Raw genomic sequence first — 25051 nt, 5'->3', positions numbered from 1 at the left:
TAGGGGCAACTCCCAGGAGTGCTGGGGGCTGCCCCTACGGCGTCACCGGTTCAGCTCGAACCAGACGACCTTCCCGGTGCTGAGCCGCGTCGCTCCCCACCGTCTGGCCAGTCGGTTGACGAGGTACAGCCCGCGGCCGCCCTCGTCCGTCGCCCGGGCCTGCCGCAGCCGCGGCAACTGCGGCACGTCGTCGCCCACTTCGCAGCGCAGCACATCCGTCCGCAGCAACCGCAGGGTCACCGGCCGCGAGGCGTACCGCACCGCGTTCGTGACCACCTCGCTGACCAGCAGCTCGACGGAGTCGGACAGCTCCTCCAGCCCCCAGCGGGACAGCGCCCGGCGCGCGAGCCGCCGGGCCCGGCCGGGCGCCGCGTCCTCGGGCTCGAGGAACCAGTACGCCACATCGCTCGGCGCGATCCCGTCGAACCGGGCGGCGAGCAGCGCGATGTCGTCGTCACGGTCACCCGGCCCCAGCATGTCGAGCACCTCGTCGCACAGGGCCTCCAGCGGCGGCGGATGATCCGGCCCCGTCAGCTGAGCGGTCGCGGCGAGCTTCTCCCGCAGCTGCTCTATCCCGGTCCACACGTCCCGCAGCCGGGACTCCACCAGACCGTCGGTGTACAGCAGCAGCGTCGCCCCCGCGGGCGCGTCCAGCTCCACCGCCTCGAAGTCGACCCCGCCCACCCCGATCGGCGCCCCCGGCGGCACCCGCAGCACCTCGGCCCGGCCGCCCAGGTGCAGCAGCACCGGCGGCGGATGCCCGGCGTTGGCGATGGTGATGCGGTGCGACACCGGGTCGTAGACCGCGTACAGGCAGGTCGCCATGCGGTCGCTGCCGAGCCGCTGGGCCTGCTCGTCCAGGTGGTGCAGGACCTCCTGCGGAGGCAGGTCCAGGCCCGCCAGGGTCTGCGCGGTGGTCCGCAGCTGGCCCATGATGGCCGCCGACGTCATGGAGTGCCCCATCACGTCACCGACGACCAGGGCGACCCGGCTGCCGGGCAGCGGGATCGCGTCGTACCAGTCGCCGCCCACCCGCGCGGTCTCGGCCGCCGGCAGATAGCGGGACGCCAGCCGCACCCCGGTCGCGCTCGGCAGGTGCTCGGGCAGCATGGTCCGCTGCAACTCGTCGGCGATGTAGGCCTCCCGGCCGTACAGCACCGCCTTGTCGATGCCGAGCGCGGTGTGCGTGGCGAGCTGGGCGGCGACCAGCAGATCGTCCGCCTCGAACGCGAGCCGCTCCGGACGGCGCAGGAACAGGGCCGCGCCGATCACCCGGCGGCGGCCGCGCAGCGGGGCCAGGATCGCGCGCTGGGCGCCGGGGACGAGCGACTCGTTGCCCTCGCCGAGGAGTTCGGGCAGGGCGGAGCGCGCCGCCGGGGAGTCCGCGAAAACCGGCCGCACGCCCCGCAGCACCTCGTTCAGGGCGCCGCCCGGCCGTACCTCGCACAGCTCGGCGGTGAGCTCGGCCAGCCCGACGTCGGCGGGATCCGGCTCCGGGACGGGCAGTTGCGGGAAACCGCCCTCGGTGTCCCGCTCCTCCGGGATCCGGTCGGTACGGCGCAGCCGCAGCACCACCGCGCCGGTGGGCCGTTCGTCGCCGACCGGCAGCGGGTCGCGCAGATAGACCAGGATCGCGTCCGAGAAGGTCGGCACCGTCGCCCGGCACAGCCCCATCACGATCTCGTCGAGGTCGATGCCCCGGGCGATCCGGCGGGTCGCGGCCCCCACGAAACGCAGCCGGTCACCGTCCCGCCGCATCGGCATCGGCCGGCCGGGCGGCAGCCCGCGTCCGCTGCGGCGCTCCTGGGGGCCCGCGGCCCGCTCCTGCTCCGCGCCCGGCTGGGGCGGGATGCCCTCGGTGGGGCGCGGCCGGTGCGGATCGGGCTCAGCGCTGGTGGGCTGGGCGTGCTCGGGGCCGTTGACGGAGTGCTCCTTGGACGTGCTGGTACCGGGGCCGGAGGGCGTCTCGCCCGGACGGGCCTGCGCGGATAACGCGGTGCTGCCGAGCGGGTGGGGCTGTGCCTGCGCCTGGTGCTGCGGGGCACGCAGGAGCGCCCCGCGGGCCTGAGCGGGGTCGGCGCCCGGCTGCGGGCGCTCGTAGGAGGTGGGGTGCTCCGTCACGCGTGTCGAATCCGTCCGTCCGGGGCTGCGCGCCGGGCGCGCAGGGGGTCCCGCCGAAAGTCCGATACCCGGATTAGCTGCCCCAGGAACGGATTTCCGGCGTGGCTGGAGACCGTTGCCGTGCCACCGGCGAACGGTCCCGGGCCGGCGCGCCGTTCGCCCGTGCTGCCCTCGTACCCCTCGCTCACGTCCTGCCGCCCCTCGGTGACGTTCGGTCAAGCCCGGATGATCGCCCGGGAGTTGCGCACGACGCGTGTCCTCGACGCGCCCTTGCGGAGGACGATCCTACGGTTGTGGACCGGGGGCGCATCAAGGGTCTCATGAGGACACGTGCGCGGGCGTGCGGTCCCAGTCCTCCGGCAGCGACGGAACGGCCCAGGCCGGGTCCGGCCGCCAGTGCTGCCAGCCGTCCGAGAACGGCGCCTGCCAGGCCCGTACCGCCTCGACCGCGGACAGGCCCGCCGCGCGGGCGGCTGCGGCCTTCGCCGCGTCCAGCAGCCCGTCCTGCTGGGCCTGTGCGAACTCGTCCTCGTCGAGCCACTCCCACCTGCGGTCCGGGTGCACCGCGATGTCCAGGAAGTAGTCCTCCGAGTCCACCCCGCCGTCCCAACGGGCCAGCGGCTGCTCAAGGTTGACGTACCAGTTCTTGAAGTGCCAGCCCCGCTCCCAGAACAGCCACACCGACCAGGGCTCACCGGGCCGGGCCAGCTTCAGCACCCCGGTGCCCAGCCAGCGGCCGTGCCCCACGGTCCGCGGCTTGGTGTACCGCGACTCCAGCGGCTCCTCGCGCACCGGAGAGCCGTCGGTGAACACGGGCTTGACGCACTCGGTACCGGGCGCCAGCCACACGGCCAGCAGCTCCGCGTCGTCCCGTACGACGGTGACGGGGCGCGCGATGTGGAAGCCGTCCCCGGCGTTCTCCCGGTACCGCCACAGGATCTGACTCCCGGGCGTCCAGAAACCGCTCCCGTTCCCGGTCGCGCCACCCGTTTCCCCGCGCCTCACGCGTCTCACCGCTCCGCCGTCTGCCATGCACAGATATTAGGTGCCACAGGCATACGACGCTGCGGTGGACGTCACGGTTCTCCCCGGGCGGCGCGAAACGTTCGCACCCGGTTACGGGCGTGTCATCCGCAGGACATCCAGCGCCTCGTCCAACTGCTCGACGGTCAGATCGCCCTTCTCGACATACCCGCCCTCCAGCACCACCTGACGGATCGTCTTGCGCTCCGCCAGCGACTTCTTGGCGACCTTGGCCGCCTCCTCGTACCCGATGTACCTGTTGAGCGGCGTCACCACGGACGGCGACGACTCGGCGTACTCCCGCGCCCGCTCCCGGTTCGCGGTGATGCCGTCCACCGTCCGGTCGGCCAGCAGCCGCGCCACGTTGGCCAGCAGCCGCACCGACTCCAGCACGTTCTTCGCGATGACCGGAAGCATCACGTTGAGCTCGAAGTTGCCGGCCGCACCGGCGAACGCGATGGTCTGGTCGTTCCCGATGACCTGGGCCGCCACCATCAACACGGCTTCGGGGACGACCGGGTTGACCTTCCCCGGCATGATCGAGGACCCCGGCTGGAGATCGGGCAGCGCGATCTCCGCGAGGCCGGTGCGCGGCCCGGAGGCCATCCACCGCAGATCGTTCGCGATCTTCGTCAGGCCGACCGCGACGGTCCGCAGCTGCCCGCTGGTCTCGACGATCCCGTCCCGCGCGCCCTGCGCCTCGAAGTGGTCGCGGGCCTCGGTGAACGGCAGCCCGGTCACCCGGGCGACCTCCTCGATCACGGCGGCGGAGAACCCGGGCGGGGTGTTGATCCCGGTGCCGACCGCGGTCCCGCCGAGCGGCAGTTCCGCGAGCCGGGGCAGCGCGGCACGCAGCCGCTCGACGCCGTACCGCACCTGCGCGGCGTACCCGCCGAACTCCTGCCCGAGCGTCACCGGTGTGGCGTCCATCAGGTGCGTACGCCCGGACTTCACGACCTCGGCGAACTCCTCGGACTTCCGGCCCAGCGAGTCGGCGAGGTGTTCGAGCGCCGGGATCAGGTCCCGGGTGACGGCGGCGGTGGCGGCGATGTGGATCGACGACGGGAAGACGTCGTTGGAGGACTGCGAGGCGTTGACGTGGTCGTTGGGGTGGACGTCCCGGCCGAGCCGCTCGCTCGCCAGCGTGGCGATGACCTCGTTGGTGTTCATGTTGGACGAGGTGCCCGAGCCCGTCTGGAAGACGTCGACGGGGAACTGCTCGTCCCAGTCCCCGCGGGCGACCTCCGCGGCCGCCTCCTGGATCGCCTCTGCCACGTCCTCGTCGAGCACCCCGAGCCGTGCGTTCACCTTCGCCGCGGCGCCCTTGACGCGGGCGAGCGCCTCGATGTGGGCGCGCTCGATCCGCTGGCCGGAGATCGGGAAGTTCTCGACGGCGCGCTGCGTCTGGGCCCGCCACTTGGCTTCGGCGGGCACCCGGACCTCGCCCATGGAGTCGTGCTCGATGCGGTAGTCGCTCATACCCGTATAGCGATCGGGACCGCGGGGATGTTCCGGACCGCCCCCGCCCGCCCCCGAACGGAGCAGGGGGCGGGCGCGGCGCGCGGGATCAGCCCAGACCCGGACCCCGCACGGGGATCGTCGTGAACGTCGGCGCGGGAGCCGGATCCTGGAAGAAGTCGTTGCCCTTGTCGTCGACGACGATGAACGCCGGGAAGTCCTCGACCTCGATCTTCCAGACCGCCTCCATGCCGAGCTCCTCGTACTCGACGACCTCGACCTTCTTGATGCAGTCCTGGGCGAGCCGGGCGGCCGGGCCGCCGATGGAGCCCAGGTAGAAGCCGCCGTGCTCGGCGCAGGCGTCGGTGACCTGCTTGCTGCGGTTGCCCTTGGCCAGCATCACCTTGGAGCCGCCCGCCGCCTGGAACTGCTCCACGTAGGAGTCCATGCGGCCGGCCGTGGTCGGGCCGAAGGAACCGGACGCGTAGCCCTCGGGGGTCTTGGCCGGACCGGCGTAGTACACCGGGTGGTCCTTCAGGTACTGCGGCATCTCCTCGCCCGCGTCCAGCCGCTCCTTGATCTTGGCGTGCGCGATGTCCCGGGCGACCACCAGCGGGCCGGTGAGCGAGAGCCGGGTCTTGACCGGGTACTTGGTCAGCTCGGCGAGGATCGTGTCCATCGGCTGGTTCAGGTCGATCTTCACGACGTCCGACGACTCGTCCAGGTGCTCGTCGGTCGTCTCCGGCAGGAACCGCGCCGGGTCCGTCTCCAGCTGCTCCAGGAAGACGCCCTCGGCGGTGATCTTCGCGACGGCCTGGCGGTCCGCGGAGCAGGACACGGCGATGGCGACCGGGCAGGACGCGCCGTGCCGGGGCAGCCGCACCACGCGCACGTCGTGGCAGAAGTACTTGCCGCCGAACTGCGCGCCGATGCCGATCTTCTGCGTCAGCTCGAAGACCTTCTGCTCCAGGTCCTTGTCCCGGAAGCCGTGGCCCAGCTCCGAGCCCTCGGCCGGGATCTCGTCCAGGTAGTGCGCGGAGGCGTACTTCGCGGTCTTCAGCGCGAACTCGGCGGACGTGCCGCCGACGACGATCGCCAGGTGGTACGGCGGGCAGGCGGCCGTGCCCAGCGAACGGATCTTCTCCTCCAGGAACTTCATCATGGAGGCCTCGTTCAGGACGGCCTTGGTCTCCTGGTACAGGAACGACTTGTTGGCCGAGCCGCCGCCCTTGGCCATGAAGAGGAACTTGTAGGCGCCGCCGTCGGTGGCGTACAGCTCGATCTGGGCCGGCAGGTTGGAGCCGGTGTTCTTCTCCTCCCACATGGTGAGCGGAGCCATCTGGGAGTAGCGCAGGTTGAGGTTGAGGTACGCGTCGTAGATGCCGCGGCTCAGGGCCGCCTCGTCGCCGCCCTCGGTGAGCACGTTCTGGCCGCGCTTGCCCATCACGATCGCCGTGCCGGTGTCCTGGCACATGGGCAGCACGCCGGCCGCCGCGATGTTCGCGTTCTTCAGCAGGTCGAGCGCGACGAACTTGTCGTTGCCCGACGCCTCCGGGTCGTCGATGATCCGGCGCAGCTGGGCGAGGTGGGCGGGGCGCAGGTAGTGCTGGATGTCGTGGATCGCCTCCGCGGCGAGCTTGCGCAGCGCCTCCGGCTCCACCTTGAGGAACGTCCGCCCGTCCGGTCCCTCGACGGTGGACACGCCCTCGGAGGTCACCAGCCGGTACGGCGTGGTGTCCTCGCCCTGGGGGAGCAGATCGGTGTACGCGAACTCAGGCATCTCAGCCCATTCCTCACTCTGACGGACGGCCGCCCGTCGGCGTCGACGGGCGCTGTCCAGCGTAGGACCTGCCGCCGGCACGGAACCTGTGAGGTAAGGCTCAGTTCGACACGCCCGGCCGGGTACGACCCCTAGTCGCGATCTATCGCGTTTCGGTACGCTGCTGTCGTGGACCTTCAGAAGCAGACCGTTCAGGGGCACGCCGGAGCGCCGGCCGCCGAGCTGCGCGCCTCGGACGCCGACCGTGACCGCATCGCCGACATCCTGCGGGAGGCGCTCGCCGAGGGGCGCCTGACCGCCGACGAGCACGCCGAGCGCGTGGAGGGGGTGCTGAACGCCAAGACGGTGGGGGAGCTGGAGGTCTTCATACGGGATCTGCCCGCGGCCCACGCCCGTCCGGCCGCCCCCGGCCACCCGTCGGTGCCGCCGCGTCCCGCGCCCGGCGCGATCCCCGTCGAGGCGGACAGCAATGTGGTGGCCGTCTTCAGCAGCGCCCGCCGCCGCGGCCGCTGGCGGCCCGGCCGCCGGCTGCACGCGTACGCGGTGTTCGGCTCCGTCGAGATCGACCTCACGGAGGCGATCTTCGAGTACCAGCAGGTCGTCATCAAGGCGTTCTCGGTCTTCGGCGACGTGCAGATCCGGGTCCCGGAGAACGTGTCGCTGCGCGGCACCGGCGGCGGTGTGCTGGGCAACTTCGAGGCGGACACGCTGGATTCGGGCGACCCGGACGCGCCGGTCGTCTACGTCGACGGGTGGGCCGTCCTCGGGAACGTGGAGGCGCGGCCGAAGCGCGGGAAGTTCGTCGAGGACATCCTGGACCGGGTGCACGCCAAGGTCGACCGGAAGTTGCGCAAACACCTGGACCGTTGACGGTCGCGAATCGGTGCCGGTCCTGCGGTCCCCGGGGTCGTGAACAGGGCGCCGTGCCAGGGCTGTTGAGGACGCTGTGCATAGGCCCGCGCACAGCGGGTAGGCCTTGCTGCATCGTCTCTCGCTCGCGAAGCCGTCGTCAGGAGTAGACCCGTGCTGCAACCGCCGCATTCGTCCCTGCAGGTAGCTGCCGTTCCGGCCCAGCGGGTGCCAGTGCGGGACAGGGACCAAGACGCACCCTGGCACACCGAGGCGGTGTGCCGGCGCGACGAGGCAGGCCTGTTCTTCGCCCCCTCCAAGGAACCCACCGCCGCCCGGCTGTCCCGGGAGGAGGCGGCCAAGCGGGTCTGCGCCCGCTGTCCGGTCATGGTCGAGTGCCGCGAACACGCCCTGCTCCAGCCGGAGCCCTACGGCGTCTGGGGCGGCCTCACGGCGGCGGAGCGCCGGGTGGTGCTGGCGAGGCGCAGGCGCCGCGACGCGGAGCTGAAGAAGGCGGCGCGGGCGACGGCGGCGAACCGCATAGCCCAGGCAGGCTGACAAAAGGCGCCCTCTCCGCACAGAGGGCGCCTTTTCAACCCGGTGAGGGGTTCGGGGGAGGCGGTTCGGGGAGGCGCTACTTCGCCTTGTCGAAATCGATCGTGCTGTACGCCCGCAGCTTGCGCAGCCGGTGCTCGGAGTCGATCCGCCGCACCGTCCCCGACTTGGACCGCATCACGATCGACTCGGTCAGCGCGGTCTCCGACCGGTAGCGCACGCCCCGCAGCAGCTCGCCGTCCGTGATGCCGGTGGCGACGAAGAACACGTTCTCGCCGGTCACCAGGTCCTCGGTGGTCAGCACCCGGTCCAGGTCGTGCCCGGCGTCGATCGCCCGCTGCCGCTCCTCGTCGTCCTTGGGCCACAGCTTGCCCTGGATCGTGCCGCCCAGGCACTTCACCGCGCAGGCCGAGATGATGCCCTCGGGCGTGCCGCCGATCCCGAGCAGCATGTCCACGCCCGTGCCCTCGCGCAGCGCGTAGATCGACCCGGCGACGTCACCGTCGGAGATCAGCTTGATGCGTGCGCCGGCCTCCCGGATCTCCTTGATGATCCCTTCGTGCCGCGGCCGGTCCAGGATGACCACGGTCACGCCCTCCGGCGAGGACCGCTTCGCCTTGGCGACCCGGCGGATGTTGACGGAGATGGGCGCGTTGATGTCGACGAAGTCCGCCGCATCCGGGCCCGTGACCAGCTTGTCCATGTAGAACACGGCGGACGGGTCGAACATGGCCCCGCGTTCGGCGGCGGCCAGCACCGAGATCGCGTTGGGCATGCCCTTCGCGGTCAGCGTCGTCCCGTCGATCGGGTCGACGGCGATGTCGACCTCGGGTCCGGTGCCGTCACCGACGTGCTCCCCGTTGAAGAGCATCGGGGCCTCGTCCTTCTCGCCCTCGCCGATGACGACCACGCCGTTCATCGACACGGTGGAGACGAGGGTGCGCATGGCGCGGACCGCGGCGCCGTCGGCGCCGTTCTTGTCGCCGCGGCCCACCCAGCGCCCCGCCGCCATCGCGGCGGCCTCGGTGACCCGGACGAGCTCCAGGGCGAGGTTGCGGTCGGGGGCCTCGGAGGGGACATCGAGCTCGGACGGCAGGTGATGATGATTCTCGGTCATCGGAGCGCACCTTTCTGATACGACGACGGCCGGATGAGGGTTCCCGTCGACTCTATCGCCAGGCTGACAAAATGAGCAGGGGACCCCACGGATGAGCGCAAGGGGCACCTGCGACCATAGAGGGCGTGGCAGGCACGAACGGCAAGCAGAAGACGGTCCGGGACATGATTCTCTCCCTGGCCCTGATCGGCCTCGCGGCGGGCTTCGTCTATCTTCTCGTCCCGCACGACGATCACGCTCCCGACCTTCCGAGGGTGGACTACCGGGTGGAGCTGCTGACGGCGCGGCGCGCCGCGAGCTACCCGGTCGCCGCACCCGAGGGTCTGCCCAGTGGCTGGAAGGCCACGTCGGTGCGGTTCCAGGGCGCGGAGGGCGACCGCTGGCACCTCGGGTACCAGACCCCCGACGGTCAGTACGTCCAGATCGAACAGTCCACTCAGAAGCCGGCGGACTTCATCGCCGACGCCAGCCAGGGCGCGACGGCCACGAAGACGGCCGAGAGGATCGGCGACCGCACCTGGACGCACTACACGGGCGGCCGCTACGACGCGCTGGTGCTCGACGGCACCCGCGGTTCGACGACGGTGGTGGCCGGCACGGCGTCCTTCGCCCAGCTGACGAAGATGGCCGCGGCGCTGAAGACGTCCTGAGGCGGCTGTGCGCGCTCGTGCACGGAAGAGGCCCCCGGCGTGGTGCCGGGGGCCTCTTCCGTGCAGTGGGGCTGCTCAGACGGTCGTGACGACGTCGTCGTAGGCCAGGCGCGGGCCGCGCGGGAACCAGGCGTCCGGGCCCGGCTTGCCGATGTTGACGACCATCAGCGGGGTGTGGTCGTCGTCCAGGAACTCCTTCTGGACGGCCGCGAGGTCCAGGCCGGTCATCGGGCCGGCGGCGAGGCCGGCGGCGCGGACGCCGATGATGAAGTACGCGGCCTGGAGGGCGGCGTTCAGGGTGGCGTTCTTCTCGCGGTTCTCCCGGCTGCCGGCGAACATGTCCTTGGCCTGCGGGAAGTGCGGGAAGAGGTGCGGCAGCTCCTCGTGGAACTCGTTGTCCGCGGCGAGGATCGCGACCAGCGGGGCGGCGGCGGTCTTCTTCTGGTTGCCCTCGGACATGTGCCGCACCAGGCGCTCACGGGCCTCGGGCGAGCGGACCAGGACGATGCGCAGCGGCGACTGGTTCATGGAGGTCGGGCCGAACTTGACCAGGTCGTAGATCGCCTGGACCTGCTCGTCGGTCACCGGCTCGTCGGTGAAGGTGTTGGCGGTGCGGGCCTCGCGGAACAGCAGGTCCTGAGCGGCGGGGTCGAGAACGAGAGACATGGTGAACTTCCTGGGTCGCATCCCGGGCGGGGGAGTCGGCACGTGATCCGGACCGTGGTCCGGATAGCTTGTCGGTGCGACCCTAGCGAAGGAAGGTTCAAGGTTCAACAAAGGCCGGGATCGTGGTGACCCGCCTCACACCCTGACCTCCCACCCCTTGTCTCACCCCTTCTCGCTCCTCCCCTCCGCCTCCGCTTCCTCCTCCTCGGCCAGCGCCGCGTCCAGCCGGGCCCGCGCCCCCTCCAGCCACCGCCTACACACCTTGGCCAGCTCCTCGCCCCGCTCCCAGAGCGCGAGCGACTCCTCCAGGCTCGTCCCGCCGGCCTCCAGCCGCCGGACGACGTCGATCAGCTCGTCCCGCGCCTGCTCGTAGGAGAGCGCCTCTTCGGTCCTGCCGCTCATGCACGTGCCTTTCTCGTCAACCTGTACTAGCCCTCGACCCGCACCGTGAAGTCGCCCTCGGCGACCCGCGCGCGCAGCGCCTCGCCCGGCTCGACCTCCCCGCTGTCGCGCACCACGTGCCCGTCGCCCTTCTGCAGCACGGCGTAACCGCGCTTCAGGGTGGCGGCGGGGGAGAGGGCCACCACGCGCGCGTGCGTGTGCGTCAGCTCCGAGTCGGCGCGGTCCAGCAGATGCCGCAGGGTGCGCCGCGAACGATCGACCAGCCCGGCCACGTGATCGGCCCGCTCGTCGAGCATCCGGTGCGGATCCTCCATGGCCGGCCGCGCCAGCGCCTGGGCCAGCCCCCGCTCCTCCCGCGACACCAGCGCGTCGACGCACCGCCGGGCCCGGTCCCGCAGCATCCGCACCCGCTCCAGCTCCTCACCCACGTCCGGTACGACCTTCTTCGCCGCGTCGGTGGGCGTCGAGGCGCGCAGGTCGGCGACGTAGTCGAGCAGCGGGGTGTCGGGCTCGTGGCCGATGGCGGACACCACGGGCGTCCGGCACCCGGCCACCGCCCGCACCAACTGCTCGTCGGAGAACGGCAGCAGATCCTCCACGCTGCCGCCCCCGCGCGCGACGACGATCACATCCACCGCCTCGATCGCGTCCAGCTCCTTCACGGCCTGCACGACCTGCGGCACGGCGTGCACGCCCTGCACCGGCACGTTGCGCACCTCGAACCGCACCGCCGGCCACCGGTGCCGGGCGTTCTCCAGCACGTCCCGCTCGGCAGCCGAGGCCCGCCCGCACACCAGCCCGATCAACTGCGGCAGGAACGGCAACGGCTTCTTCCGCTCGGCGGCGAACAGCCCCTCCGCGGCCAGCGTCTTCTTGAGCATCTCCAGCCGCGCCAGCAGCTCCCCGACGCCGACCGGCCGTATCTCGGCCGCCCGCAGCGACAGCTGCCCACGCGGCGCGTACCACTCCGGCTTCGCGTGCACGACGACCCGGGCGCCCTCCCCGACGACATCGGCGACGGCGTCGAACACCTGCCGGAAACAGGTGACGCCGATCGAGATGTCGTACGACGGGTCGCGCAGCGTCAGGAACACCACCCCGGCGCCGGGCCGCCGCGACAGCTGGGTGATCTGCCCCTCGACCCACACCGCGCCGAGCCGGTCGATCCATCCGCCGATGAGCCGGGAGATCTCACCGACGGGTACGGGTGTCTCGGCGGACGTGTTCAGAGCCATGCGGCGAGCGTAACGGCGCCCACCGACAGGACCGCCCCGCCGCCCTGCCGTGAACCGGTCCGCTCTCTCCTCGGGACCGTCACCCGGACCCGATCAACGCCCCCCGGGCGCGGCCTTACGATGGGTGCCATGACTGCTTCGTCTGGCCGCCGTGTCCTGCTCGCCGCCCCCCGTGGCTACTGCGCGGGCGTGGACCGCGCCGTGATCGCCGTCGAGAGGGCCCTGGAGCAGTACGGGGCCCCGGTCTACGTCCGGCACGAGATCGTCCACAACAAGTACGTCGTGCAGACCCTGGAGAAGAAGGGCGCGATCTTCGTCGAACGGACCGAGGAGGTCCCGCCGGGCAACATCGTGATGTTCTCCGCGCACGGCGTCGCGCCCGTCGTCCACGAGGAGGCCGAGCGCGGCCGGCTCGCCACCATCGACGCCACCTGCCCGCTGGTCACCAAGGTCCACAAGGAAGCCGTCCGGTTCGCGAACGAGGACTACGACATCCTCCTGATCGGCCACGAGGGCCACGAGGAGGTCATCGGCACCTCCGGCGAGGCCCCCGACCACATCCAGCTGGTCGACGGCCCCGACGACGTCGCCAAGGTCGAGGTCCGCGACGAGTCCAAGGTCGTCTGGCTGTCCCAGACCACGTTGAGCGTGGACGAGACGATGGAGACCGTCGACGCCCTGAAGGAGAAGTTCCCGCAGCTCATCTCGCCGCCGAGCGACGACATCTGCTACGCCACGCAGAACCGTCAGCTCGCCGTGAAGCAGATGGGCGCCGAGGCCGAACTCGTCATCGTGGTCGGCTCCCGCAACTCCTCCAACTCCAAGCGGCTGGTCGAGGTCGCCAAGCTGGCCGGCTCGCGCGAGGCGTACCTGGTCGACTTCGCCGGCGAGATCGACGAGGCCTGGCTGGAGGGCGTCACCACGGTCGGCGTCACCTCCGGCGCCTCCGTCCCGGAGGTCCTGGTCGAGCAGGTCCTGGAGTGGCTCGCCGAGCGCGGCTACGGCGACGTCGAGATCGTCAAGGCGGCCGAGGAGTCCATCACCTTCTCGCTGCCCAAGGAACTCCGCCGTGACCTGCGCGAAGAGGCGGCCGCCCTGGTCGCCGAGCGCGGCGGCGCCGGCGCCGGGGCCTGAGAGCGGATCGTACGACGGTGTGATCGCGGGCCGTCCGGCGTCGTGACTGTCAGTCGTACCACGTAACGTGGAGCCATGCAGATCTTCGGCGTGGACATCGGTGGTTCAGGGATCAAGGGCGCTCCCGTGGACCTGGCAAAGGGCGACCTGGCGCAGGAGCGCTGCAAGGTGCTCACCCCGCATCCGGCGACGCCCGACGGCGTCGCCGACGGGGTCAGGCAGGTCGTCGACCACTTCGGGTGGACCGGCCCGGTCGGGCTCACCTTCCCGGGCGTGATCACGGACGGCACCCACATCCGCACGGCGGCCAACGTCGACAAGAGCTGGATCGACACCGACGCGCGCACGCTGTTCAGCGAGCGGCTCGGCGGCCTCCCGGTGACCGTGGTCAACGACGCGGACGCGGCGGGCGTCGCCGAGATGGAGTTCGGCGCCGGCCGCGGCCGCAAGGGTGTCGTACTCCTGCTGACCTTCGGCACCGGCATCGGCAGCGCCCTGTTCGTCGACGGCGAGCTGGTCCCCAACACGGAGCTCGGCCACCTGGAGCTGGACGGGCACGACGCCGAGAAGAAGGCCTCCAGCAAGGCCAAGGAGGACCACGACCTCAGCTGGGAGCAGTGGGGGCACCGGGTCACCAAGTACCTCGCGCACGTCGAGATGCTGTTCTCGCCGGAGCTGTTCATCATCGGCGGCGGGGTCAGCCGCAAGGCCGACAAGTTCCTGCCCTTCCTCAAGGGCGTCAAGGCCGAGATCGTGCCGGCGCAGCTGCAGAACAACGCGGGGATCGTGGGCGCGGCGATGCGCGCGGCGAAACACGCGAAGTAGCCCCCCGGCGGACCGCCTCGCCCCGGGCCCGTACCGTTCCCGTCCCGGCCTCCCCCCAAGGCACGCCTCAGGGCCTGCGTCGGCGGCGGAGCAGCCGGGCCCGGCGGACGAGGACGATCAGCCCCGTGACCAGGGTTCCGCCGTAGAGCCAGCCGGCCTGGGTGGACAGGGCCGTCACCAGCCCCATCAGACCGTCCAGGAACCCGCTGCCGTCGGCGACGGCCAGCAGCCCGACGGCGAACGCGATCGGGGCGACGACGGGAGCGGTCAGCAGATCGCTCGGGCGCACCCACAGCGCGGTCAGCGCGGAGACCGGCAGGAACAGCACCCCGTACACGGTCAGGGACGCCCCGAGGAGCAGGTCGTCCAGGAAGCCGAGCAGGAACATCGCCGCCCCGCAGAACAGGGCACAGCCGAGGCTCGTGAGCCGGGGACCGCGTGGGCCCGGTCCCGGCCCGGGCCCGGCGGCGGGCGCCGTACGGGGCCTTCCCGTCCCCGGCCGGCGCGCGGCCGTCCCCGGTCGCCGTCTCGCCTGCGGCGGCAGCGGTGTGCGGGGGGCGCCACGGCGCGGGCCTTGCTGTCGGGGTCGGGTCCTGTGATGCTCCACCGGACCAACTTAGGTCGGTCGATGTGCCCGCTCGGGGACCAGACACGCCGGAACCAAGCCGAAGAACAGACCATGTCCACGTGTTCGACGCGGCCGCAGGCGAGGGGCCCCGAACCCCGTAAACTGGTGGATCGGCCGGCCCGCCGGCACCGGCAGCCCCCGGCTCACTCACCCTCTCACTACGGGAAGTCGCAACGTGTCGCTCACGATCGGAATCGTCGGCCTGCCGAATGTCGGCAAGTCGACCCTGTTCAACGCCCTGACCAAGAACGACGTGCTGGCGGCCAACTACCCGTTCGCCACGATCGAACCCAACGTGGGTGTGGTCGGCGTCCCCGACGCCCGGCTGGCCAAGCTGGCGGAGATCTTCGCCTCGCAGCGGATCCTCCCCGCCACGGTCGACTTCGTCGACATCGCGGGCATCGTGCGGGGCGCCTCCGAGGGTGAGGGCCTGGGCAACAAGTTCCTCGCGAACATCCGTGAGTCCGACGCGATCTGCCAGGTCATCCGTGCCTTCAAGGACGAGAACGTCGTGCACGTCGACGGCAAGGTCTCGCCGAAGGACGACATCGAGACGATCAACACCGAGCTGATCCTCGCCGACCTCCAGACGATCGAGAAGGTCCTGCCGCGCCTCCAGAAGGAGTCGCGCATCAAGAAGGACGTGGCCCCCAAGGTCAAGGCCGTCGAGGAGGCCAAGGAGATCCTGGAGAAGGGCGACACGCTCTTCGGCCACGGCATCGTGCAGGGCTCGGAGCGCGCCGAGCTCCTCCACGACCTGCACCTGCTCACCACCAAGCCGTTCCTCTACGTCTTCAACGTCGACGAGGACGAACTGCTCGACGAGGACTTCAAGACCGAGCAGCGAGCCCTGGTCGCCCCCGCGGAGGCGATCTTCCTCAACGCCAAGCTGGAGGCGGACCTCGCGGAGCTCGACGAGGAGGACGCCCTGGAGCTGCTGGAGTCGGTGGGAGCCGAGGAACCCGGCCTCGCCACCCTCGCCCGCGTCGGCTTCACCACCCTCGGCCTGCAGACCTACCTCACGGCCGGCCCCAAGGAATCCCGCGCCTGGACCATCAAGAAGGGCGCGACGGCCCCCGAGGCGGCCGGTGTCATCCACACCGACTTCCAGAAGGGCTTCATCAAGGCCGAGGTCATCTCCTTCGAGGACCTGGTCGAAGCCGGCTCGGTCGCCGAGGCCCGCGCCAAGGGCAAGGCCCGCATGGAGGGCAAGGACTACGTGATGCAGGACGGCGACGTGGTGGAGTTCCGCTTCAACGTGTAGCGGGTGACGTAGCACCACTTCGCTGATCTGGCAAACATGCAGGTCACAAGGGGTCTGGCTCTTCGGGGTCAGGCCCCTTGATTTTTACCGTGCTGGATAGGTGCTGGATTTTCTGACCTCTCGTCACCTGTCATCACCCCTGCTCATCCCTACCGTGCTGGATCTGTGCTGGGCAGGATGCGAGCGCCCGTGCTGGGGCGCGCACTGTTTGCCTCAGCCTCTTCGGCGTCCTGGGCTGTGCGATCCACCACCTCGCTTGGACGGGTTGTCCGGTCCCGGCAGCCTGCCGATGTCAGCGAGGTGATGGTCGACGACGGCGGCGTCCTCAGTGAGGGTTCTCGTCGGCTTCGCAGGCAGGTGGCATCGACGACGAAGCCACGAGAGTCTGGTGCGCTGAACTACGAGTCCTCGGAGTTGGCGTAGATCCAGTCGGCCGCGGACGTGGCAGCGGTCTCGTGCAACTCGCCGAGCACGTCCAGGAAGCCGCGCCTGCCCCAGCACGGGGACGCGCCCATGGCCGTGATGTGCACAGCCCCGGGAAAGGCCCGGCACGACGCCGCCCGCATCGCCGATTCGTCGCCCCGGGCCCACGCTCGTGCCGCCTCGGCTGCGGCGAACTGGTAGTGGGGTGGCTCCGAGACAGCGACCTCGTCTGCCTGCCGCACGAGATCCTCTAGCTGCCATTGCCTGCCCGTCAGCTCCATGATGCTGATGGTCGAGCGCAATAGGCCGTTGAGGATGGCATACACCTCCAGCGAGCCGCCCGAGTCCAGACCGTCCAGCGCCTCTTGGACCGAGACGGCGTCGTGGCCCACGTAACCCCGTATGACCTCCGGGGATGCGTCGCGGGCGGTTTGCGAGGTGCATCGCTCACGCGGATCAGCCCAGGGATGCCTGGACGGGGGCGGATCCGTCCCGCGGCGCATGGTGCCTCGGGAGAAAGAACTAAACCTACGCCCCCTTCCCTGCCGACCCGTTCTTCTGCAATGTCGGCCAGTGCAGGCTGGTGCGGTGGCAGCTTGCAATGGCGGCACCCTCGCGGGTTCCCATGGGCATGGCGTCGACTCGAGCGGCGGGTGAGGCAAGCCGAGTGCGGCAGCACAGGGAACCGGCCAGGCTCGTGCGTGAATGAGAGAGAGGTCGAACAGATCTCTCAACGGCACGGGAGCTTGGTGTGGTGCGGACGTCGACGGCGTCGCCAGATCAGTGGCCACGCCCAAAACGCTCGATGACAGCCGTCGGAATCATCTCGTCGCTGCCGAGCGGCGGACCGAGCAGGATCTGTCCGTTCTCGGCAGCGGCCTTCTCCAGGATCTCGGGGGTGACGGCCCAGTCGGCCGGCTTCGGTCGGGACAGGCTCCAGCCAGCGTCGCGGAAGAAGTTCTCCACACCCGAGGGGGTGGCGATCGCGAGCATGTCCGCCTGGTCGGACGTCACGTGGTACGCGTGAGGGATGTTGCGCGGCAGGTATACGATGCCGCCTGCGGTGACTTCGAACCGACGGTCTCCGATCCAGAACAGGCCGCTGCCGCTCAGCATCAGAATGATCTCGTCCTCGGTGGAGTGCACGTGCACGGGGGAAGCGGTGGCACTCGGCAAGGTCGACCGGAACATGCTCAGAGCGCCGCCGGTGCGCTGCCCGTCCAGCAGCACTTCCATGATCCCTTCGCCGAGCCACTCCAACTGCTCGTGTTCGCCGGCCTGGGACACATAGGGAAAACTCACTGTGATCCTCCACGATCTGACTGATGATCACCTCGGACGTTATGGGAGCGGTCGTCGTTCAGGCCATCCCAGAATTCTGGGGTCTTCTGGATAGGCTGCGCCGATGGACAGGCTGCACAGCGACATCGAGCGGATATGCAGGCAGGGTCTGGACACACGGGCGTTGCGTTCCCAGGTCATGGCCCGGCTGGAGCAGGATGTTGCTTACGACGCCTTCTGCTTCGGCACCATCGACCCGTGGACACTGCTGCTCACCGATGACGTCTCGGACGGCATTCCGCCCGGCAGCGGGGCGCTCGCATCGCACCACGAGCACTTGGTGCCGGATGTCGACAAGTTTTCCGACCTCGCGCGCACCGGCCGTACCGTCGGAATCCTCAGTCACAGCTCAGGCGGTGACCCCGGTCTGAGTGCGCGGTTCCGCTCGGTTCTGCCGATCTTCGACGCCCGGCACGAGCTGCGTGCTGTGTTCATGGCGGACGGGGAGTGCTGGGGCGCCCTGGCGATGTTCCGACACGGCGACCGGGCGGACTTCACACCACGGGAAGCGTCCCTGGTACGCGCGCTGTCCCGGCCGGTCGCAACGGCCCTGCGCCGGGCTAGCGTCAACGGTCCGGAGCCCACATCTTCGGGGCCGACGGGACCCGGCGTCGTGGTGTCCGACGCGGAGGGCCGCACTCTGGCCGCCAACGACACGGCGCGGCGCTGGCTGGACGAGATCAGCGTCCAGGCCCTGCACGAGGTGTCGGCGGCTGCTCGAGCGGGACGGGGCGAGGAGGCGTATCTGCGGGTGCGGTCCCGCACCGGGCGATGGCTCTCGCTGTGGGGCTCGCCGCTGGACGGCGAACCGCACGCTGGTGCCCCGGCCGGTATGGTTTCGGTTTCCATCCAGCCGACCCCGACCGCCGGCATCACCGAGATACTGACCCTCGTGTACGCACTGACGGCCCGGGAGCGGGAGATCTTGCAGCAGGTGATCTCCGGCCGATCGTCGACGGGGATCGCCTCGGTACTGAGCATGTCCCCGTACACCGTGCAGGACCATCTGAAGTCGATCTTCTCCAAATTCGGTGTACGCAGCCGCGGGGAGTTGGTGGCGCGCGCCCTGGGCATTCAGACCATGCGCATCACACCCCATTGATCCTTGCCACTGGGCGCGGCTCTCGGTTCAAGATGTCCTCGCGGAAGGCGCCTTCACCGTGCGGTGCCGATCCTGGCCGACCGCGCCGTTACCGGTGTTGGGCATGCGTACCGGCCAGACGGCCTGCGGGGAGGCGAACTGACGCTCACCCAGCAGACCGTCAAACTGGCACTGCCGAAGGCACGAGCCTCCGGTCGAGCGTGGCGCTGCCCGTCTGAAATCCTCGAAGGGACGAGGTCGTCACCGGTGGCGTACGTTGAGCCAACTTGCTCAAGGCGCCTGCCGGGAACGGGTCATCGCAGGTCGCTCATGTCCAGCACGAACCGGTAGCGAGCCGCTTTGTCGACGACCTTGGGCCACACAGTACCCACCTGGCGTGCGGGAACCACCTGCACCTGGGGCCGGATGCCGTATCGCGCTGCGAACTGGAGTACCTCGTGCGTCTCGCGGACGCTGCCGACATTGGAGCCGGCCAGAGAGTTCTGGGCGCTGGTAAGTGAGAAGGCCCCGAACTCGTTCGCGATCGTCGTCTTGTCGATGCCGACGCGGCAGAGAGTGCCTCCTCGCTTGAGGAGACTGAGATAGGGATCCAGGGGGACGGTGGCTGGAATGGTGTCCAGGATGAAATCGAAATGGCGCGTGTACTTCGCCATCTGGTCCGGGTCGGAATTCACCACGACGTCGGCGGCACCGAACCGGCGGATGTCACTCTTCTTCTCGGCCGACGTGGTAAACCCGGTGACCTCGGCTCCGAGAGCGTGGGCCAGCTGAATGGCCAGGTGCCCGAGTCCACCCACCCCGAGAATCCCGACCCGGGAGCCGCGCGCGATGTCCCAGTTGCGGAGCGCAGACCAGACCGTGACACCGGCGCACATGATGGGGCCCGCGTGTTTGAGGTCGATCTCCTTCGGGATCGGGTAGACATAGTTCTCGCGTACGACGATTCCGGTGGAGTATCCGCCCTTGGGATATCCACCAGGATAGTCCGCTGCGTCTGCATAGGACGGTATCGGATTACCGTAGGTGAAGAGTGCGCTGTTGATGCAGTACTGCTCCCTGCCGGCCCTGCACTCCTCGCAGGTGCGGCACGAGTCGACGTACGTTCCCACGCCGACCCGGTCGCCGACCTTGAAGCGGCTCACCTCGGCCCCCACCGCTGTGACCACCCCGGCCATCTCGTGCCCGGTGACCAGCGGGTAGTGCTGAGGTCCCCAGTCGCCGTGAGCCGTGTGTATGTCCGAATGGCACACGCCGGAGAAGTCGATGCGCACCTGTACGTCGTCGGCACGTACCGGCCTGCGCTGGAATCGGTGAGGACGAAAGCTGCCCGATGTGTCGAAGTTGGCCATTCCGACGACACTCATCGGCCCGAGAGAACCCGACGGTGTGGCGGCATCTGCCCGCGAAGGAGTGGCGGTCAGTAGTCCTCCCGCCACCGCTGTTGCGGCGGTTCCGTAAATAAAATCGCGACGGCCGACACCTGAGAAACTCTGCGCCTTGGAAACTGACACGAAGTCCACCTTGTTCGTTCGACTGTTTCGCTTAAGAGCCTATCTGCGGAACGGCGCCATAAAGAGACTCAAGGTGACACTGGCAGGACCACCTTGAACATGGTCTGTATCACCAGATCTCGCCTACGGCGACCTCGTCGTTGGCGTCGAGATGCCGGCCATCATCGAAGGCGCACAGCAGGGAATTGTGGCGGAACAGCCTTGGTGAAGAGGGCGGCGACTGCACGCGGCGTTGTCCACTGCGGTAGTGGCTGTCGAACGGGCGCCCGCCCATGAGGCGCTCAACCTCGCCGGCCGGGGAAAGGTGCCATGGGCCGGCCCGGCCGCGGTGGCAAGGTGTCCGCCCCATGCCGGAGACGGATGCGAGGCCCTGGTTTCCTAGGCGTCTCGTTCGGGCGTTCCGGTTGGTTGGGGGGCTGTCCAGCTGGTGAGCAGTCGCAGAGCCTGGGCGGTCGGGGAGCCGGGTTCGACGTTGTAGACGCACAGGGTCTGGTCTGTGTCGCCGGGCACTTGGAAGGACTCGTAGGAGAAGTGCAGGTCGCCGACGAGGGGGTGGTGGTAGTGCTTGGCGCCGTGGGTCCGGCGCAGTACCTGGTGGTCGTTCCACCAGGTGGTGAACTCCGGTGTCTTGACGGTGAGTTCGCCGATGAGGTCGGCGAGCTGGCGGTCATGGGGGTTACGGCCGGCTTCCAGGCGGAGGATGGCGACGGTCTCGGCGGCGATCTGGGCCCAGTTGCCGACGCGTTCGCGCGCGACGGGGTCCAGAAGGTAGTAGCGGGCCAGGTTGCGGCGGGGGGCCGGTAGGGCGTCGAAGTCGGTGAGGACCTCGCGGGCGAGGCGATTGGAGGCCAGGACATCGGTGCGCCGGCCGAGGATGAACGCGGGCACGTGGTCGAGGGTCTGCAGCATCAGGTGCAGTCCGGGGCGCACGCGCTGGGGGCTGGTGGGAGCGCGGCGGGCTGGTGTGGGCCGTGCCAGGAGGTCGGTGAGGTGCTCGCGCTCGGAGGGATCCAGCCGCAGGGTGCGGGCGAGGGCTTCGACGACCTCGGGGGAGGGGTTGAGGGCCCGACCCTGTTCCAGGCGGGTGTAGTACTCGGTACTGACGCCGGCCAGTCGGGCGACCTCGTCGCGGCGCAGGCCCGGTACACGGCGAGCCCGGCCGTCGTCGGGCAGCCCGGCCTGGTCGGGGGTGACCCGGGCGCGGCGGGTGCGCAGGAAATCGGCGAGTTCGGTCCTACGGTCGTCCATGTCCCCAGTGTGGCGGGCGGGGGGAGACCATGGCCGGGGCTGGGTGGTACCGCCAGTACCTTCCTTGGGGGTACCTGCCTGGTCAGGGCCTTTTCCAGCGTCCTGCGGGGCGTCTGCGGGTGGTGTTGTGGTGGAGGGGCCGATGGCGAACAGACCCTCGGCTCTTCGATCCTCATCTCGTTGAAAGGTGTGTCTCATGACCACGCAGACCTCCCGCCCCCTGTCCGGCCGTGTCGCGGTCGTCACCGGCGCTTCCAGCGGTATCGGCGCAGCGTCGGCCGAGCACCTGGCCGCGCTCGGCGCCCGCGTCGTCGTCCTGGCCCGGCGCGCGGACCGGCTGGAGCAGCTGGTGGCCCGGATCAATGAGAACGGCGGCCAGGCCGGCGCCCTGCCCCTGGACGTGACCGACCAGGCGGCGGTCCAGGCGGCGGCTGACCGTGTCGCGGCCGAGTTCGGCGGCGCCGACCTGCTGTTCAACAACGCGGGCATCATGCTGCCCGCGCCGATCGAGGAACGCGCCGGCGAGCAGTGGCAGCACCAGATCGACCTCAACATCACCGGCCTGATGAATGCCATCGGCGCTTTCACCCCTCAGCTGGTGAAGGCCGCTGAGCAGCACGGTGTCGCGGACCTGATCAACACCTCGTCGATCGCGGCGCAGAACATCTACCCGAACTTCGCCGTCTACTCCGCGACGAAGGCGTACGTCACCCACCTCTCCCGGCACCTGCGGGTCGAACTGGGCCCGAAGAATGTGCGTGTCTCGGCGATTGAGCCCGGCATCGTCGGCACCGAGCTGCAGAGCCACGTCACCGACGACGGTGCTCTGGCCTGGCTGGCGGGCGCGAAGGAGACCATCGAGTGGCTCACCCCCGAGGACGTCGCGCAGACCGTCGGCTTCGTGGCGTCCCTGCCCGCACGCGTCAACCTGCAGCAGGTGACCGTCATGCCGACCGCCCAGGCCAGCTGACCGCCCGGGGCGCGCCCTGCAGGCTCTCGCGAGAGCCTGCAGGGCGCGCCGGCCCGACCAGCCCCCGTCCCCGTCGGCCTTGGGCCAGGTGCCGGGAGTACGGGGGTCGGCGGCTGTCAAGAAGGGCCGTCGCGAAGCATCGCGAGGATCACGTCGGCCAGGCGCCGGGCCCGGCAGGGGAGGGTCGGGATGTGGTGCTCACCCTCCCTGATCTTCTCGTCGCAGCAGATGCCGGAGCCGGTGTCGGACGCCTCCGCGACTGCCGACGGCTGGAGCTGACCCGCACACCTGGGATTCCCTTTGCGTCGTTGCACACGAGGCAGAAGGGGCTAGGTGGTTGTGTCCGTACTACTTTGGGTCCGGTTCGCCGGGCGTCTGCCGTCATCCTGAAAGCCACCACGACGCCGGTGTCGCGTTGTGCCGAGCAGCTGCCGCCCACGCCGCATGAAGTGAGCCCGCCGTAGGCGGAGGTGAAAGGAGCTTTCCGATGCACATTGCTGTCACCGGTGCTGCGGGCAAGCTCGGGCGGGCCGTGGTCGAGGACCTTCGAAGGGCCGGTCACGTCGTTTTCGCCCTCGACCGGATCCGGTTCCCGGACACCGCGGCCGAGAGCACCGTCATCGACATGACCGACTACGGACAGGTCGTGGAAGCGTTCACCGGAGTGGACGCCCGCCCGCGCGGCATCGACGCCGTTGTCCATCTCGCGGCGATCCCCGGCCCGGGCCTTGCCGCGAACGCTGCGCTGTTCACCAACAACATCACCTCCACGTACAACGTGTTCTCCGCGGCCCGGCTCGCAGGCATCACCACCATCGTGTGGGCGTCGAGCGAAACAGTGCTCGGCATCCCTTTCGAGACTGCGCCCCCCTACCTTCCCGTCGACGAGGAGTACGCGGCTCGGCCGGAGTCCTCCTACTCCCTCGGCAAGGCGCTGGAGGAGACGATGGCCGAGCATTTCGCGCGGTGGACGCCCGACCTCTCCATCATCGGTCTGCGGTTTTCCAACGTGATGGACGACTCCGACTACCCGGGTTTCGAGACCTGGCAGGACGACCCTGACACGAGGTCATGGAACCTGTGGGGCTACATCGACGCCCGTGACGGCGCGCGCGCCGTCAGGCTCGCGGTCGAGTCGGACCGCAAAGGCGCCGACACCTTCATCATCGCCGCCGCCGACACCGTGATGCGACGGCCCACCTCCGAGCTGATCACCGGCCGCCTGGCGTCGGTGGAACGCCGGTCCGGTCTCGAGGGACGCGCGTCGCTGCTCAGCACGGGCAAAGCACGGCGAGTGCTGGGCTATGTTCCCCAGGTCAGCTGGCTCGACCGTATCTGATCCCCGACGGTGGGCCCGGCCCCTGAAAACGGGCGCAGCAGCGCGACCGCTGCAGACTGTGTCCAAAGCTCTGACGGTGAGCAGCAGCGTGCGGATCAGCTGGCCCGCACCGCCGGCCGGCGGTGTCTCACGGCCACTCGAACACTTCGGACCGGATACGGCCGGACTCCACGCCGACATCCTTGAGCTGTTCCCGCCATCCCGTGACGAACCGGCGGCGACCGCAGATGAAGAACGTCGCGCTGTCCAGGAGGGGGCGCGGGATGTCATCGGCGCGCATGCGCCCACCGCGCCCGCTCAGGACCGGGTGGTAGAAGCGCGGGCCCAACGTGGAACTCAGCCGTCGGGAGAACGCGAGGTCACGCTCGGAGCGCGCCAGGTGGTACAGGTGCAAGCGCCCGTTGGACGTGAGGTGATCCACGAACGGCGTCACCCCGATGCCGCCTGCGATGTAGACGCGGATCGTGGCATCGTCGTCGAGGAACGAGCCGTAGGGGCCGTCGACCCAGCAGCATTGCGCAGAGACCGCGAACGCCCGGGTGAAGGGGCCGACGGGTTCCACGGCGAGGAGGATCCGCCCGTGTTCGTCGCGGCCGATCGGTGAGAACGGATGAGCGCGCCCCAACCGTGTGCTCCGCACGTACACGAACTGCCCGGGAGCGGGCTGGAGGCGTGGCGGGACGGACACCTCGACGATGCGGACGTCGCCGTCGTGGCCGATGGTCGACGCGTGTCCTGAGGCCGGCCGCAACCGGTGGATGAGCTGCAGCCCCATAGCCGCGGCGAGGGAAGCGGCCAGGACCCACCAGTAGGCGTTGACGAACACGGAGTCCGAGATCAGGGTCCGCACCCCCCACGAGTGGGCGAACACCAGGACGGCGAGTGGGTAGGTGAGCAGATGCATCGCCCGCCAGGACCGGTACCGGATGAGGCGTTTTGCGATGGTGCTGGAGATCCAGACCACTGCGAAGAGCGCGGCGGCGAGCTTGCCGAACGTGACGAACGTGTTGTGCGGGTAGCGGAAGTCGAGCTGCCACAGCCATGCCAGGGGGCGGTTCTGGGTGCCCGCCATGAGCAGGGGATGCAACAGGACGAGAAGGACCCCGGCCGTGCCCAGTGCGGCGTGGACGCGGACAGCGGTGGCCCGGTCCATCCGCAGCACCTGTGAGACCCGCCGCACGCCGAGGATGACCTGCCACCACAGGGTCATTAGCGCCAGTGAGCCGACGACGAGCCCTGCTTGCCGGGCCGTTCCTCGCTGCGCGTCGAGATCTGCCAACGGGGTGAGAAACGGCAGGAAGGAGGCGATGAGGAGCGTGAACAGCGCGCCGCGGCCGGTCATCGCGTCGACCAGCTGCTCTCGGCGGTCGGGGCGTGCGGCGCGGAGGGTGCTCGCGGTCATGACATTCC

Annotated in this window: 23 protein-coding genes; 9 read left to right on the top strand and 14 right to left on the bottom strand. The window is 69.9% G+C overall.

The genetic code is table 11. The annotated features are described in order from the left end of the window. Positions 1-42: 42 nt before the first annotated feature. From AB0G52_RS25005 to AB0G52_RS24990, 4 genes are all read right to left on the bottom strand, one after another. Complete coding sequence (locus AB0G52_RS25005) at positions 43-2121, bottom strand: SpoIIE family protein phosphatase (RefSeq protein WP_361338756.1); 2079 nt, start codon at positions 2119-2121, stop codon at positions 43-45. Between the two features lie 318 nt (positions 2122-2439). After that, a complete protein-coding gene (locus tag AB0G52_RS25000; protein WP_132891186.1) occupies positions 2440-3153 on the bottom strand; it encodes a DUF402 domain-containing protein in 714 nt (237 codons plus the stop codon). Positions 3154-3237: 84 nt separating this feature from the next. Next, on the bottom strand, positions 3238-4623 hold the full coding sequence (locus AB0G52_RS24995) for a class II fumarate hydratase (RefSeq protein ID WP_132891185.1): 1386 nt from the start codon (positions 4621-4623) through the stop codon (positions 3238-3240). Between the two features lie 88 nt (positions 4624-4711). Then, the gene (locus AB0G52_RS24990; protein WP_358978475.1) at positions 4712-6382 is read right to left on the bottom strand and encodes a fumarate hydratase; all 1671 of its coding nucleotides are present in this window, start codon (positions 6380-6382) and stop codon (positions 4712-4714) included. A gap of 168 nt (positions 6383-6550) precedes the next feature. Between AB0G52_RS24990 and AB0G52_RS24985 the strand changes: the two genes are divergently transcribed. Both AB0G52_RS24985 and AB0G52_RS24980 read left to right on the top strand, forming a co-directional pair. Next, positions 6551-7252 carry a DUF1707 and DUF2154 domain-containing protein gene (locus AB0G52_RS24985; protein ID WP_132891183.1) on the top strand — a complete coding sequence of 234 codons (702 nt, stop codon included), beginning with the start codon at positions 6551-6553 and terminating at the stop codon, positions 7250-7252. A gap of 153 nt (positions 7253-7405) precedes the next feature. Next, positions 7406-7789, top strand: coding sequence for a WhiB family transcriptional regulator (locus tag AB0G52_RS24980; protein WP_132891182.1), 384 nt, complete (start codon positions 7406-7408; stop codon positions 7787-7789). Positions 7790-7865: 76 nt separating this feature from the next. Here AB0G52_RS24980 and glpX read toward each other — a convergent pair whose 3' ends face one another. Beyond that, positions 7866-8903 (bottom strand): class II fructose-bisphosphatase, encoded by a 1038-nt coding sequence (gene glpX, locus AB0G52_RS24975; protein WP_361338750.1) that lies wholly within the window; start codon positions 8901-8903, stop codon positions 7866-7868. Positions 8904-9028: 125 nt separating this feature from the next. On the opposite strand from glpX, the gene AB0G52_RS24970 reads away from it, so the two are divergent. After that, positions 9029-9553 (top strand): DUF4245 domain-containing protein, encoded by a 525-nt coding sequence (locus AB0G52_RS24970; RefSeq protein ID WP_132891180.1) that lies wholly within the window; start codon positions 9029-9031, stop codon positions 9551-9553. Positions 9554-9628: 75 nt separating this feature from the next. Here AB0G52_RS24970 and AB0G52_RS24965 read toward each other — a convergent pair whose 3' ends face one another. The 3 genes from AB0G52_RS24965 to xseA form a co-directional block, all read right to left on the bottom strand. Then, complete coding sequence (locus tag AB0G52_RS24965) at positions 9629-10219, bottom strand: malonic semialdehyde reductase (RefSeq protein ID WP_132891179.1); 591 nt, start codon at positions 10217-10219, stop codon at positions 9629-9631. A 162-nt stretch (positions 10220-10381) separates the two neighbouring features. Continuing rightward, on the bottom strand, positions 10382-10621 hold the full coding sequence (locus tag AB0G52_RS24960; protein ID WP_361338747.1) for an exodeoxyribonuclease VII small subunit: 240 nt from the start codon (positions 10619-10621) through the stop codon (positions 10382-10384). Between the two features lie 26 nt (positions 10622-10647). Continuing rightward, positions 10648-11856, bottom strand: a complete 1209-nt coding sequence (xseA, locus tag AB0G52_RS24955) for an exodeoxyribonuclease VII large subunit (RefSeq protein ID WP_132891177.1) — start codon at positions 11854-11856, stop codon at positions 10648-10650. A 120-nt stretch (positions 11857-11976) separates the two neighbouring features. Here xseA and AB0G52_RS24950 point away from each other — a divergent pair, with 120 nt between their 5' ends. Both AB0G52_RS24950 and ppgK read left to right on the top strand, forming a co-directional pair. Then, positions 11977-12990, top strand: coding sequence for a 4-hydroxy-3-methylbut-2-enyl diphosphate reductase (locus AB0G52_RS24950; RefSeq protein WP_361338744.1), 1014 nt, complete (start codon positions 11977-11979; stop codon positions 12988-12990). 75 nt (positions 12991-13065) lie between these two features. After that, positions 13066-13815 carry a polyphosphate--glucose phosphotransferase gene (gene ppgK / locus AB0G52_RS24945; RefSeq protein ID WP_132891175.1) on the top strand — a complete coding sequence of 250 codons (750 nt, stop codon included), beginning with the start codon at positions 13066-13068 and terminating at the stop codon, positions 13813-13815. Between the two features lie 67 nt (positions 13816-13882). Here ppgK and AB0G52_RS24940 read toward each other — a convergent pair whose 3' ends face one another. Continuing rightward, entirely contained in the window at positions 13883-14422 is a 540-nt protein-coding gene (locus AB0G52_RS24940) for a DUF6542 domain-containing protein (protein WP_361338741.1), read from the bottom strand. A 196-nt stretch (positions 14423-14618) separates the two neighbouring features. On the opposite strand from AB0G52_RS24940, the gene ychF reads away from it, so the two are divergent. Beyond that, entirely contained in the window at positions 14619-15707 is a 1089-nt protein-coding gene (ychF, locus tag AB0G52_RS24935) for a redox-regulated ATPase YchF (protein WP_132891173.1), read from the top strand. Between the two features lie 398 nt (positions 15708-16105). Here ychF and AB0G52_RS24930 read toward each other — a convergent pair whose 3' ends face one another. Next, on the bottom strand, positions 16106-16522 hold the full coding sequence (locus AB0G52_RS24930) for a hypothetical protein (RefSeq protein WP_344405563.1): 417 nt from the start codon (positions 16520-16522) through the stop codon (positions 16106-16108). Between the two features lie 388 nt (positions 16523-16910). Then, positions 16911-17417, bottom strand: coding sequence for a cupin domain-containing protein (locus AB0G52_RS24925; protein WP_344405562.1), 507 nt, complete (start codon positions 17415-17417; stop codon positions 16911-16913). A gap of 193 nt (positions 17418-17610) precedes the next feature. On the opposite strand from AB0G52_RS24925, the gene AB0G52_RS24920 reads away from it, so the two are divergent. After that, a complete protein-coding gene (locus tag AB0G52_RS24920) occupies positions 17611-18573 on the top strand; it encodes a helix-turn-helix transcriptional regulator (RefSeq protein WP_165939466.1) in 963 nt (320 codons plus the stop codon). 293 nt (positions 18574-18866) lie between these two features. Here AB0G52_RS24920 and AB0G52_RS24915 read toward each other — a convergent pair whose 3' ends face one another. Together AB0G52_RS24915 and AB0G52_RS24910 are read right to left on the bottom strand one after the other, a co-directional pair. Beyond that, the gene (locus AB0G52_RS24915; RefSeq protein ID WP_361338736.1) at positions 18867-20084 is read right to left on the bottom strand and encodes an NAD(P)-dependent alcohol dehydrogenase; all 1218 of its coding nucleotides are present in this window, start codon (positions 20082-20084) and stop codon (positions 18867-18869) included. Positions 20085-20462: 378 nt separating this feature from the next. After that, on the bottom strand, positions 20463-21332 hold the full coding sequence (locus tag AB0G52_RS24910; RefSeq protein WP_132891150.1) for a helix-turn-helix domain-containing protein: 870 nt from the start codon (positions 21330-21332) through the stop codon (positions 20463-20465). Between the two features lie 196 nt (positions 21333-21528). On the opposite strand from AB0G52_RS24910, the gene AB0G52_RS24905 reads away from it, so the two are divergent. After that, on the top strand, positions 21529-22302 hold the full coding sequence (locus tag AB0G52_RS24905) for an SDR family oxidoreductase (protein ID WP_132891149.1): 774 nt from the start codon (positions 21529-21531) through the stop codon (positions 22300-22302). Positions 22303-22789: 487 nt separating this feature from the next. Further along, on the top strand, positions 22790-23641 hold the full coding sequence (locus tag AB0G52_RS24900; protein ID WP_132888604.1) for an NAD(P)-dependent oxidoreductase: 852 nt from the start codon (positions 22790-22792) through the stop codon (positions 23639-23641). 127 nt (positions 23642-23768) lie between these two features. Here AB0G52_RS24900 and AB0G52_RS24895 read toward each other — a convergent pair whose 3' ends face one another. After that, the gene (locus AB0G52_RS24895) at positions 23769-25043 is read right to left on the bottom strand and encodes a ferric reductase-like transmembrane domain-containing protein (RefSeq protein ID WP_165939342.1); all 1275 of its coding nucleotides are present in this window, start codon (positions 25041-25043) and stop codon (positions 23769-23771) included. Between the last annotated feature and the right edge of the window lie 8 nt (positions 25044-25051).

The sequence above is a fragment of the Streptomyces sp. NPDC021562 genome (assembly GCF_040640875.1).
In the GTDB taxonomy this organism is placed as follows: Bacteria; Actinomycetota; Actinomycetes; order Streptomycetales; family Streptomycetaceae; genus Streptomyces.
Note: the sequence above shows the minus strand (reverse complement) of the source record. Positions and strands in the feature narration are given on the sequence as shown.

What these genes read in the sequence shown, in the direction of transcription:
- AB0G52_RS25000 (WP_132891186.1), bottom strand. Translation starts at nt 3,153, where the DNA reads ATGGCAGACGGCGGAGCGGTGAGACGCGTGAGGCGCGGGGAAACGGGT.
- AB0G52_RS24895 (WP_165939342.1), bottom strand. Translation starts at nt 25,043, where the DNA reads ATGACCGCGAGCACCCTCCGCGCCGCACGCCCCGACCGCCGAGAGCAG.
- AB0G52_RS24905 (WP_132891149.1), top strand. Translation starts at nt 21,529, where the DNA reads ATGACCACGCAGACCTCCCGCCCCCTGTCCGGCCGTGTCGCGGTCGTC.
- AB0G52_RS24950 (WP_361338744.1), top strand. Translation starts at nt 11,977, where the DNA reads ATGGGTGCCATGACTGCTTCGTCTGGCCGCCGTGTCCTGCTCGCCGCC.
- ppgK (WP_132891175.1), top strand. Translation starts at nt 13,066, where the DNA reads ATGCAGATCTTCGGCGTGGACATCGGTGGTTCAGGGATCAAGGGCGCT.
- AB0G52_RS24900 (WP_132888604.1), top strand. Translation starts at nt 22,790, where the DNA reads ATGCACATTGCTGTCACCGGTGCTGCGGGCAAGCTCGGGCGGGCCGTG.
- AB0G52_RS24910 (WP_132891150.1), bottom strand. Translation starts at nt 21,332, where the DNA reads ATGGACGACCGTAGGACCGAACTCGCCGATTTCCTGCGCACCCGCCGC.
- AB0G52_RS24960 (WP_361338747.1), bottom strand. Translation starts at nt 10,621, where the DNA reads ATGAGCGGCAGGACCGAAGAGGCGCTCTCCTACGAGCAGGCGCGGGAC.
- glpX (WP_361338750.1), bottom strand. Translation starts at nt 8,903, where the DNA reads ATGACCGAGAATCATCATCACCTGCCGTCCGAGCTCGATGTCCCCTCC.
- xseA (WP_132891177.1), bottom strand. Translation starts at nt 11,856, where the DNA reads ATGGCTCTGAACACGTCCGCCGAGACACCCGTACCCGTCGGTGAGATC.
- AB0G52_RS24920 (WP_165939466.1), top strand. Translation starts at nt 17,611, where the DNA reads ATGGCCCGGCTGGAGCAGGATGTTGCTTACGACGCCTTCTGCTTCGGC.
- AB0G52_RS24995 (WP_132891185.1), bottom strand. Translation starts at nt 4,623, where the DNA reads ATGAGCGACTACCGCATCGAGCACGACTCCATGGGCGAGGTCCGGGTG.
- AB0G52_RS24990 (WP_358978475.1), bottom strand. Translation starts at nt 6,382, where the DNA reads ATGCCTGAGTTCGCGTACACCGATCTGCTCCCCCAGGGCGAGGACACC.
- AB0G52_RS24965 (WP_132891179.1), bottom strand. Translation starts at nt 10,219, where the DNA reads ATGTCTCTCGTTCTCGACCCCGCCGCTCAGGACCTGCTGTTCCGCGAG.